Below are 10,505 nucleotides of genomic sequence, written 5' to 3'. Positions count from 1 at the left end.
GAGGATCATTTATTGTACGATCTCATTTATAATCCTGAAAAAACACTGTTTTTAGAAAAAGGCGAACAAAAAGGCGCCACAATAAAAAATGGATACGAAATGCTGATATTGCAGGCCGAAAAGAGTTGGGAAATATGGACGCAAAAAGAAATATATCCATGAGGTGCGCTGCGGTATTTTTAATAGCCTTGTTTTGCCTTGCTTCATGTAGCGGCAACAATAGTTATTCGCCGAAACCAAGGGGGTATTACCGCATTATTTTCCCTAAAAAAGAATACCAGCAGTATACCGGCGGTTGCCCCATCATGTTCGACTACCCCAAATATGCGAAGATAGAACCTGACAGAAACCCCGATGCGAAGCCCTGCTGGATGAACATCCAGTTTACGCAGTTTAACGGAACACTTCATTTAAGCTACGAGCCTATCAGATCAAAAAAGGAATTTGATAAACTGGTGGAGGACGCGCACAAGCTCAGCTTTAAACATACCGTAAAGGCTACCGGTATTGATGCCGGGGTAATCTCGTACCCGGAGCAAAAAGTTTATGGCATTTATTACACGATAGACGGCAATGCGGCATCATCCGTACAATTCTTTTTAACCGACAGTACCAAAAACTATATCCGCGGCGCGCTTTATTTTAATACCGAGCCGCGGCTCGACTCGATACAGCCGGTATTAACCTTTGTAAAGCAGGATGTGAATGTGATGATCAAAAGTTTCAGGTGGAAGTAGGTTAGAGAATAGAGGCTGGAGATTAGAGATTAGGCTCATATAAAATATTTAATCATGCGAAGAAGCTTCTATTTTTTACTGTTTTTGGTTATCGCTTTTAATTCAAAAGCCCAGGTTCAGTTCCCGGCCATTGATGTGCAGCATTATACTTTTGCCATACAATTAAATGATGCTAACGATACTATAAAAGGCAAAGCAGTTGTTGAGCTTAAATTTTTAAAAGATGTAAATTCCTTCAGTCTTAACCTGGTTAAAACAAAAAAATCGGGCAAGGGCATGCGGGTATCATCAGTTTATGAGGCCGGCCATAAATTATCGTTTAACCAGGACAGCGATCTGTTAATTATCAAAACCCCTGCAAAAGCCAATAGCCAGCACAGTTATAAAATTACTTATGCCGGCATCCCTGAAGATGGTTTGATCATTTCAACAAATGAATTTGGACACCGTACTTTTTTTGGCGACAACTGGCCTGATCGCGCGCAAAACTGGCTGCCCTGTGCTGATTACCCGGCAGATAAGGCAAGGGTAGATTTTATTGTTACCGCTCCAGATCATTACCAGGTTATTGCCAACGGCCTTAAAACTCTTGAAACCGTTTTGCCGGGACATTTTAAGCTGACCCACTGGAGTGAAAGTTCAGCGCTGCCTACAAAAGTAATGGTGATAGGCGTGGCTGATTTTGCCGTTGATCATCCTGCGGACATTGGCAATATCCCCTTATACACCTATGTGTTCCCTGAAAGTAAAGAAGCCGGCTTCAAAAGCTACCAGGTGGCTAAAGAGATCCTGCCTTATTACATAAAAATGATTGGCCCATATGCTTATGAAAAACTGACCAATGTGCAATCAAAAACCATTTTCGGCGGGATGGAAAACGCCAGTGCCATATTTTATTTTGAAAACTCCGTTACCAGCAAAGGCATTGAAGAATTAATGGCCCACGAGATAGCCCACCAATGGTTTGGTGATGCAGCCAGCGAAAAAAGCTTTGCCCATTTATGGCTGAGCGAGGGGTTCGCCACCTACATGACCAACCTGTATCTCGAAAATAAATATGGCACGGACACTTTAAAGGCACGGTTAAGGGCCGACAGAACTACTGTTTTAAAGTTTGAAAAAAGGCGGCTTACACCTGTTGTGGATATCGCTGTAAAAAACAACTTTATGCAAATGCTGAATGCCAATAGCTATCAAAAAGGCGGCTGGGTATTGCACATGCTCCGCAGAAAATTGGGTGATACCATATTTTGGAAAGGCATCCGCAACTACTATGCGCAATATAAAAACAGCAATGCCAATACCGATGACCTTTGCAAGGTAATGGAAAAAGCGAGCGGCCAAGACCTGCAGCAGTTTTTTAAGCAATGGCTGTATACGGCCGGGCATCCGCAGTTAAATATTACCTGGAAATACAATGAAAGTAAAAAGGTGGTTGAAATGACTATCACCCAAAAACAAAACACTTTATTCGAATTTCCTTTAGCGGTTTCAATAGACGGCAAAACCAGGATACTCGACATAAAAAACAAGGCCGTTAATGCAGTTTTCCCTTCAAAAGAAAAACCAAAGGCCATAATAGCCGATCCTGATGTGAATTTACTGGCCGGGTTTGAGGTTGGGGAAAGCCAATAGGTCGGTAGCGTTCCATTTTACCACCCGAAACAGGCGGAACGCTTTGAAACACGCTCATTGTCACGTTGTTTAGTTAGCGGCTACATACCACGGACATATGGGAGGGGGTATCTATGTCAAATTTCCATTCACATTCATGGGTGCTAACCGCTATTATTTGCGTACCCACTACAGTTACTTTATAAAATGGGTTTGAATTGGTAAAAAAAGCGAGCCAGATCAGTTTTTCTTGTGTCAAATTCATGACGCCGACAAACCCATCTCCGCCATAGCTCGCTTCGCCACAAACAACTTTTATGGAATGCGCTTCATCAATATATTCATCTGAAATCGAACAGCTGACCCACGCTAATTTGCCTTCTTTTTCTAGTTTATCAACTGAGGTAATGGACGACACTTGTATTTTATATTCTTTTGGTCTATTCCGAGACACTTGAACGTCACAAAGTTGTATTGTATGATCAGAATATATAATTCCATCTATCAATGGACATTCTAAATGTTCTATAAAATCTACTATTTCTTTCATTATTTTTTCGTTGTTAGTTATGATTTACCCCCGCTCTGTCAAGCGGCACGCTTAACAGCCGTACCTCCGCTTATAAAATGAACTTTTCTGTCAACCCAGCCTTATAATTACAACCCTCCCTGCCCCCGGTACAATTTCACAGGCTTGTCCAGTTTCAGCTTAATAACAGTGATGTATTTATCCTGAGCGCCTTCTGGTAGGTTGATATAAACCAGCCCCGGTACCGGGCTCCACGATATTTTACCCACTACCTTGTGGGTTAGCTTTGCCCCATTGCCCAATACGGTGATGTCTTCAATTTTATTGTCGAGCCCTTTAAGCATGATTTGTCCGCTTGTTTTGGCATGAACAAATAAATACAACGTAGTTGAATCCTTTGACAAAGTAGTAGGACCGTAAAAATGTCCTTGTGGTATGCCCGCAACGGTATTAAAAACAGCCTCCCCGTTTCTTTTATTCCAGGCGCCCAATTCTTTTAATACATTGATTTCTTCATCAGGAATGGTACCGTCTTCCTTCGGGCCGATATCCAACAACAGGTTGCCACCGTTTGAAACAGCGTCCGCAAAAATGGATATGATCTCGTAAGGCGTTTTCCAGTTCTGGTCATGTTGCTGGTAGCCCCAGTTGTCGTTCACCGTCATGCAAAGTTCCCACCAGTTATAAGGCGGCCGCGTAACCGGGAAGTTTTGCTCTGGCGTGGTATAATCGCCATAGCCCTGCAAGCGACCGTTAATTATTGCGGAAGGATTTTTGGAGAGGATAATATGCCTTACTTTTTCCGCCTCCCATTCTTCGGCGCTGTGTTCCCAGTCGCCATCAAACCACCACAGGTCGGGGTTAAATTTATCGCCGATCTCTTTGATCTGTCCCTGGAAAAATGACCGGAACCTATTCCAACGCGCATAATCATTTTGTGCGTCGTAACGCGAGCTATCCTTTAAAAAACCGGGGTAATCCGGGTACGACCAATCGATCAGCGAAAAATAGGCCCCGCATTTGATATCCCGTTTGCGCAGTTCTTCAAAAAACGGTTTGATCATATCCATTTTTGCCGGCGAAGCTTTTACAATGCTCAGGTTATCCATTTTGGTATCATACATTGCTACACCATCATGGTGTTTGGTGGTGATGACGGCGTACCTTGCGCCACTCTCTTTGATCAGGTCGGCCCAAAACGCAGGGTCGTATTTTTTCAGGGTAAAGCCGCTGATCTGTTTCATATAATCAGCATAGCTGATCTTTTTATTATGAAAACTCCATGATTCATCAATGCCATTTACCGAGTAAATGCCGGCATGGATAAAGATACCCAGCTTGGCATCCTGGAACCATTGCATTTTACCTGCGATGGTTTTAGGGTCGATTTTATTTTGCGCGTTGCAATAAAATGTGGTGCAATAAAAAAAGCAAAAAAATAGAAGGAGTCTTTTGGTCATTTTAGTTGAAAATTGAATTTACGTTACCTGAGTTATTTGATAAGGGTGTTTTTGAGGACATAACATAGCAACAACAATTGCGGCCGGGATGGGCGTGGCTTTCACTTTTTCTCATGATTTAACGGTCAGTTTACGAGGGCAAGTTAACGATATTTCCATAAAATAATACATTAGCAAAACGCCCGATATTTCGACATCAAGGCACCTGTTTTAAAGGTGAACGCATCTCTTTACACCCCGATGAATTAATATTGGCTTAAATTGCGTACTTTTGTGGGCTTTTCGAGAAAGGCCTATTATGTTAGAAAAATTAGAAGCCATATACCAACGCTGGAAAGATGTTGAAGCCGAATTAAGCAGCCCTGATGCCATGGCTGACATGAAACGCTTTGCCCAGCTGAATAAAGAATATAAAGATCTTGCCAAAATTGTTGACGAGTACAATATCTACCGCAACATTATGAGCAATATTGACAGCAATAAAGAAATTTTAGCGACCGAAAAGGACGAGGAATTCCGCGAGATGGCGAAAGCCGAGCTGGACGAATTGCTGGTAAAGCAGGACGAGATGGAAGAAGTGATCCGCCTGATGCTGATCCCTAAAGATCCTGAAGATTCCAAAAACGCGATCATCGAGATCCGCGGCGGAACCGGCGGCGATGAAGCTGCCCTGTTTGCCGGCGACCTGTACCGCATGTACATGCGCTTTTGCGAAAAACGAGGATGGAAGACCGAATTGGTGGATTATACCGAAGGAACCTCAGGCGGTTATAAAGAAATTGTATTTAATGTAAATGCCGAAGATGCCTACGGTACGTTAAAATACGAATCGGGTGTACACCGGGTTCAACGCGTGCCTGATACCGAAACCCAGGGCCGGGTGCATACTTCTGCCGCCACCGTGGTGGTATTGCCTGAAGTGGATGAGTTTGATATCGACCTGCAGGTAAGTGATATCCGCAAGGATTTGTTTTGCGCATCAGGCCCGGGCGGGCAATCCGTAAACACTACGTACTCAGCGGTGCGGTTAACCCACCTTCCATCGGGTATTGTGGCGCAATGCCAGGATCAGAAATCGCAGTTAAAAAACTATGATAAGGCTTTGCAGGTTTTACGCTCAAGGGTGTACGAAATGGAATTGCAAAAGCACCTGGAAATAACCTCCAAAAAACGCAAAACCATGGTTTCCACAGGCGACAGGTCAGCGAAGGTACGTACCTATAATTATCCGCAGGGGCGTTTAACCGAGCACCGCATAGGCCTTACTATTTACAACCTGCCTGGCGTAATGAACGGCGATATCCTCGAGATCATGGAAGCGCTTCAGTTTGCCGAAAACGCGGAAAAACTGAAAGAAGGCACTACCGCATAGGTATTCATATTTTACCGGATCAAATAAATAAAAATAATAGCATTTACATGACTATTGTTTTTTATTTATTTAAACACCTTATTATCAAATATTTGCATCTTGTATTGCCTCTTAAGGCAGGTAAGCTATTTCCCTGTTCACTGGATTACGTTTATTGTAACCCCCTTTTCATCTTATTTTCATATAAGCCCTCTACTTTTGAATTTAAAATTAGCAAAATCTCATTTCCCCTGATTAAAGAGGTTTTATTGCGACGGTTTTTAAATAAAGGTTTATTGTTTCGCACTTTAATATCGAAAAGCGTATGTTAGCTATAAAAACACTATCACCCAAACCAGTTATTTTCAGGCGCACTGTACGGCTTATGGCTGACCAGTTTGAAATCAGCGTTGTTGGAAGTAACCCGCAATGGGCCGATGAACGTATTGACGACGCTATTGCCGAGATAAACCGGGTTGAAAAGCTATTAAGTACTTTTAGTGATGATAGTACCATAAACGAGATTAACCGTAACGCAGGCTTAAAGGCGGTAAAAGCAGATCCTGAAATTTTCAGGTTGATAGACCGCTCAGTGCAAATATCAGCACTAACCTATGGCGCATTTGATATTACTTACTATACGCCGGATAAAGAGGACTCAGATATTGAAAATACCCCTAATAAAACAGCTACCAAAGCAACAATAAGCCGCGTTAACTACCAGAATGTGGTGTTGGATGCAGCGGCGCAGACCGTTTTTTTAAAGGAAAAAGGGATGCGTATCGGATTTGGAGCAAACTGTAAGGGTTATGCGGCTGACCGTGCACGGTATATCCTGCAAATGAACGGGGTAAGCAGCGGCGTAATAAACGCCGGCGGCGACCTGCTGACCTGGGGTGCACAACCCGACCATGAGCCATGGACAATTGCCACAGCAGATCCTTCGCAACGTTCACAGCCTTTTTCAAATATTAACATCAGTAACATGGCTGTGGCCACATCGGTAAATTCTGAAAAATTCACTGCAGTTATCAATCAAAAAAAGGTAAATGCGGTAAACACGAAGAAAGGATTTTCTGTTAGCGGTATAAAAAGTGTAAGCATTATCAGCCCCAGCGCCGAACTTGCCGATTCAATGGCTACCCCCGTGATGTCAATAGGGATCAATGCCGGGTTATATTTAATCAACCAGCTCAACCAGATGGCTTGTATCATCATCGACGACCATGAGCGTGTTTATTCCTCAAAAGATATCAGCACCCTTAATTAACATGGCTTAACCAATTTATTAAATTTGGTTAGGATGGAGTTGGCAGCTTGCCATTAACAATCTGAAAAAATAAACCCGGGTTATTTAATTCCGATCAATTAAGGTTCAATGGTGCTAAATGCATTTTTATGCTTAAAATTGTACGGCGCAGCATAACAGCGATATAACCAGCTTAATAGTTTTAGTGTTTAATAGCATTATTTGAAAAGAATTTTACAATTTTTCTCCCCTTCAATGATAAAGTGGTTTGCATATGTTTGCATCTTATTGATATTTGCACCATCTTTTTTATCCGCAAAAATAAAAAACAGGCGTTTTAACGTAATTACTTATACATTAGGCATACCTTCGCCTTTTAAAAAGATTTTAACGGACACTACAAAAAACCCCAGGAAAACAGAAGCTGACGATAAAAAGAAAATTAAGGAAGTTGCCAAAGCAAAAAAACAACCCAAACCCGAGAAAATTGAAACCGGGGACAACGCGACATCTTTAAAGCCCAAGCCGAAGCCCAAACGACAGCGGCGGCCGGAGGGTTTAGAGCGGCCGCCCGAAATACCAAGAAGAAATGGCAATTAAGACGTTCAACATACAAACTATTGAATATTAATGAAACACCTTTTTGCAATACTTTTTATTACAATTTGCAATGCCGCAAATGCAGCGGCAACAAGACTTCATTTGTTTAAAGATACCGCCCATACTGTTGCAGATACAGATACCGTGATCCGGGAGCAATCGGTTTCACTACACGTTAATTATGGAAGCGATATACAATTTTTTGGGAGGACGGGCCCGGTTAAATACCCGTATGCAAGCGGCGATGCGATATATAATTTTAAATCGGGCTTTTTTGTTTACGGTTCGGCGGTGCAAGTTTTTGGGTATACTCCTGCTATTGACGAAGTGGACCTTGGAGCGGGTTATTTATTTAATTATTCTAAGACACTAACCGGGATGTTTAGTTATACCCGTTTCATTTTTACAAAAGACGCCCCCCCGGTAATCATGTCGGCTGCTTCAAATGATATCAATTTTAAAAACGCCTTCGACTGGAAATTCGCAAAATCAAGCGCTACTTTCGATTATCTTTTTGGCGATGCCAATGATTATTTCATTACCTTGAATACTTCAAAACATATTGAAACCACCTGGAGTATTTTTGACGATAAGGATTACCTTTCAATTGATCCCGGCATAAGCATGATCCTTGGAACCCAGAATTTTGTTGGGCGATATTCCACGCTGCATCCACAGCATTTGAATTATGACAACTCTGGTCACGGCCTTGATTTTCCTCCCTATTTTCATGATTACGATAACGGAAGGTTCAGGGTATTGAACTATAGCTTAAAGCTGCCTATCTCGTACAACAGGCCGCATTACACTTTTGAAGCCTCCTGGAAATACTCTATACCGGTAAACGTTGAATGGGCCTTAAAAAACAGGCACGAAGTTTTTTTTAATTTGACTTTTTTCTATTTATTTTTTAAATAAAGCATGAACGTCCTGATCATTGAAGATGAAAAAGCACTTGCGGAAGAATTGGAATTATTCCTCACCAACTATAATTACATCTGCGAAGTTTGTCATAACGGGTCTTCTGCCTCCGAAAAGATCGCTGTGAACCTGTATGATTTTATTCTGATTGATTTGGGCCTGCCGGATTATGATGGCCTTGACCTGTTGAAAGAAGCGAAAAAAAGTAACCCGGAGGCTATTTGCATGATATTAACAGCAAGGGCCGAAGTTTATGACCGCATTAAAGGGCTTGACCTTGGCGCTGACGACTATTTACCAAAACCATTTTCGTTACTGGAGTTGTACAGCAGGATGCAGGCCATCACCCGCAGAAAATTTGGGTTGAAACAAAACCTGGTCGACCTGGGGGGCTTTTTGATTAATCTTACCGACCGCACCATCAGTTATTATAACGACGAAGTAAATACGATCACCAAAAAAGAGTTTGACCTGATCGCTTACCTGCTGCTTCATAAAAACCGGACATTAACCCGGTCGCAGCTGAGTGAACATATTTGGGGCAGCGTAATTAATGATGATTACGATTCAAATTATATAGATGCCCATATCAAAAACATACGCAAAAAATTGAACGCCTTCGCCCCGCCCGATTGGCTTGAAACCGTGCGCGGGCTTGGTTATAAAATAAAGATCAATACTTAAGTATTTGAAACTTAGAACAAAACTTACGCTGTATAACACCATATCAAAACTGGTACTCGTAACCTTGTTCGTATTGCTATTGCCCGTTCTGATCAGGGACATCAACCAAAGTTTTACCGATAATAAACTTCAGCGGCAGAAGAAAAAAGTGCTCGGTATCATCAAAATATCCGGCATCAAAAATAATTTATATGCGGCCTATTCCCCGTTAAAAGACCAGTTTTACAGCCTTGATGAGGATTCGCTGGAAGAAAACCTGGATACCATCAGGAACGAAAAAAGAAAGATTGAGGGCGACACCATTGGCTATCGCATCCTGAGCTATAATTTTATCCTGGGCAAAAAGAGTTACCTGCTGGAAATCGGAAAAAGTATTGATTCCATAGAAGAAACTACGGCCCCGCTGCAAAATATCGCCTTTGTGGTGCTGCTTGCAATGATCCTGTTAACTGTTCTTGCCGATCAGTTTTACTCGGGTTATGTATTGCGGCCGCTCGGCCAAATCATCAAAACCAAACTTATCGGGAACAAGTTCCCGAATTTCGGCTCGTATAAAAAGGTTAAAACTACAACGTCCGACTTCGAATACCTGGATATCAGCATCCATAAAATGATCCTGACCATTGAAACTACTTTTCAAAAGGAGCGTGAATTTATTTCAAACGCATCGCATGAATTGATGACGCCTGTTTCGATCCTTCAATCGAAGATTGAAAACATGTTTGAGCGCGAAGATCTGAGCGATGACCTGAAATCACGGCTGCTGGAGATGCAGCGAATATTAAACCGTTTAAAAAGCATTACTAAAACATTATTACTGATCTCCCAAATTGAGAATGAGCAATTTTTAAAAGAAGACAGGATTTTGCTGGCATCCCTTTTACAGGAAGTTTACGACGAGATATCTATCCGGCTGCAGGATAAAAATATTACTTACGAGGCCTCTGTTCCCGAAAACTGGAGCCTGGTGCATGTAAATAAATTCCTCCTGTTTAATTTGTTTTTTAACCTGATCAATAACGCGATAAAATACAACGATGAAAATGGCGAAATTAAAATAACCGCCATCAGGGAAGGCAGCAACTTCGTGGTCAGCATAATTGATACCGGGATTGGCATAAGTTCCGAAGAATTGCCCTATATCTTCAACAGGTTTAAAAAAATGCGGCAATCCCTTCAACAGGATAGTTTCGGCCTGGGCCTGCCTATAGTTCAGTCGATAGCCGGGTTTCATGGTATAAAAATTGAAGTTCAGTCCGAAAAAGATAAAGGGAGCACCTTTAGGCTCATTCTGCCAGCATTTCTAATTGAAATATAATGTTGCATTTATTGCAATCTGCACGTATTGGCATCTACATTT

General features: G+C 42.0%; 10 protein-coding genes and 1 pseudogene. 9 read left to right on the top strand and 2 right to left on the bottom strand.

The window, feature by feature from the left end:
- The 3 genes and pseudogenes from aroE to QZY09_RS18815 all read left to right on the top strand — a co-directional run.
- Positions 1-162: pseudogene (aroE, locus tag QZY09_RS18825) on the top strand (shikimate dehydrogenase); the annotation flags it as partial.
- The gene (gldD, locus tag QZY09_RS18820; protein ID WP_295674827.1) at positions 159-737 is read left to right on the top strand and encodes a gliding motility lipoprotein GldD; all 579 of its coding nucleotides are present in this window, start codon (positions 159-161) and stop codon (positions 735-737) included. The pseudogene aroE and the gene gldD, both read left to right, overlap by 4 nt.
- Before the next feature lie 54 nt (positions 738-791).
- A complete protein-coding gene (locus tag QZY09_RS18815; RefSeq protein ID WP_295674826.1) occupies positions 792-2,372 on the top strand; it encodes a M1 family metallopeptidase in 1,581 nt (526 codons plus the stop codon).
- A gap of 73 nt (positions 2,373-2,445) precedes the next feature.
- Here the strand turns inward: QZY09_RS18815 and QZY09_RS18810 are convergent, their stop codons facing one another.
- Together QZY09_RS18810 and QZY09_RS18805 are read right to left on the bottom strand one after the other, a co-directional pair.
- Positions 2,446-2,901, bottom strand: coding sequence for a hypothetical protein (locus tag QZY09_RS18810; RefSeq protein ID WP_295674824.1), 456 nt, complete (start codon positions 2,899-2,901; stop codon positions 2,446-2,448).
- Between the two features lie 107 nt (positions 2,902-3,008).
- Positions 3,009-4,340, bottom strand: a complete 1,332-nt coding sequence (locus QZY09_RS18805; RefSeq protein ID WP_295674822.1) for an alpha-L-fucosidase — start codon at positions 4,338-4,340, stop codon at positions 3,009-3,011.
- Positions 4,341-4,638: 298 nt separating this feature from the next.
- Between QZY09_RS18805 and prfA the strand changes: the two genes are divergently transcribed.
- The 6 genes from prfA (at position 4,639) to QZY09_RS18775 (ending at position 10,463) form a co-directional block, all read left to right on the top strand.
- Entirely contained in the window at positions 4,639-5,712 is a 1,074-nt protein-coding gene (gene prfA / locus QZY09_RS18800) for a peptide chain release factor 1 (RefSeq protein ID WP_295674821.1), read from the top strand.
- 304 nt (positions 5,713-6,016) lie between these two features.
- On the top strand, positions 6,017-6,961 hold the full coding sequence (locus tag QZY09_RS18795; RefSeq protein WP_295674820.1) for an FAD:protein FMN transferase: 945 nt from the start codon (positions 6,017-6,019) through the stop codon (positions 6,959-6,961).
- A gap of 234 nt (positions 6,962-7,195) precedes the next feature.
- On the top strand, positions 7,196-7,540 hold the full coding sequence (locus QZY09_RS18790) for a hypothetical protein (protein WP_295674818.1): 345 nt from the start codon (positions 7,196-7,198) through the stop codon (positions 7,538-7,540).
- Between the two features lie 30 nt (positions 7,541-7,570).
- Complete coding sequence (locus QZY09_RS18785) at positions 7,571-8,458, top strand: hypothetical protein (RefSeq protein ID WP_295674817.1); 888 nt, start codon at positions 7,571-7,573, stop codon at positions 8,456-8,458.
- A gap of 3 nt (positions 8,459-8,461) precedes the next feature.
- Positions 8,462-9,145: a response regulator transcription factor gene (locus QZY09_RS18780; RefSeq protein WP_295674816.1), complete on the top strand. Its 684-nt coding sequence runs from the start codon at positions 8,462-8,464 to the stop codon at positions 9,143-9,145.
- A gap of 4 nt (positions 9,146-9,149) precedes the next feature.
- The gene (locus tag QZY09_RS18775; RefSeq protein ID WP_295674815.1) at positions 9,150-10,463 is read left to right on the top strand and encodes a HAMP domain-containing sensor histidine kinase; all 1,314 of its coding nucleotides are present in this window, start codon (positions 9,150-9,152) and stop codon (positions 10,461-10,463) included.
- The last annotated feature ends 42 nt before the right edge of the window (positions 10,464-10,505 follow it).

This window comes from uncultured Mucilaginibacter sp. (assembly GCF_903913935.1).
GTDB lineage: Bacteria > Bacteroidota > Bacteroidia > Sphingobacteriales > Sphingobacteriaceae > Mucilaginibacter.
The sequence above is the reverse complement of the archived record's forward strand: the minus strand, read 5'-3'. Positions and strand labels throughout refer to the sequence as shown.